The sequence below is a fragment of the Pseudomonas sp. NY15364 genome (assembly GCF_048068235.1).
Classification (GTDB): domain Bacteria; phylum Pseudomonadota; class Gammaproteobacteria; order Pseudomonadales; family Pseudomonadaceae; genus Aquipseudomonas; species Aquipseudomonas mendocina_D.
The window spans coordinates 1-626 of the sequence record NZ_JBLUPX010000093.1; the positions used below are offsets into that span (position 1 = coordinate 1).

General features: G+C 61.0%; 1 protein-coding gene. It reads right to left on the reverse strand.

All coding sequences use genetic code 11. The features are described 5' to 3' along the window. Positions 1 to 608, reverse strand: a 608-nt coding sequence (locus ACNFCJ_RS24115) for an AMP-binding protein (protein ID WP_416773898.1), incomplete at its 3' end; no start/stop codon positions are given. Between the last annotated feature and the right edge of the window lie 18 nt (positions 609 to 626).

The window sequence follows — 626 nt, forward strand, 5'->3', positions numbered from 1 at the left end:
GCCATGAACACGGCGGGGTGGCTCATGACGATATTCTCGATGTCGATGGTCGACAGCCATTCGCCTCCGGACTTGACCACATCCTTGCTGCGATCCGTCAGTTGCAGGTAGCCATTGCCGTCGAGGGTTGCCACGTCGCCAGTGGCGAACCAGCCATCGTCCAGGCGCTGCTCGCACTCATCCTTGAAGTAAGAACTGATCACCCAGTGACCCTTGACCTGCAGGTGGCCGCAACTCTGGCCATTACGCGGTTGCGGGTTACCCTGATCGTCGACGATGCGCAGATCGACGCCGAACACCGGGCGCCCTTGTTTCAGACGCAACCGTTGCTGTTCCTCGCGGCTGAGGCCGGCATGCTCGGCCATCAACACCGAGGCCGTGCCAAGCGGCGATGTTTCAGTCATGCCCCAGGCGTGGATCACCTCGACCTGGTAGCGATCCTCGAAGTGCGCTTGCATGCTTGGCGTACAGGCAGCGCCACCGATGGTGGTCTTCTTCAGTGATGAAAAAGTGCCGTTGCAGGCATCGACATGCTCCAGCAGCATTTGCCAGACCGTCGGCACACCGAGCGCAATGGTGACCTGCTCCTGCTCGATCAGCTGGTACACAGAGCGCCCGTCCAGCGC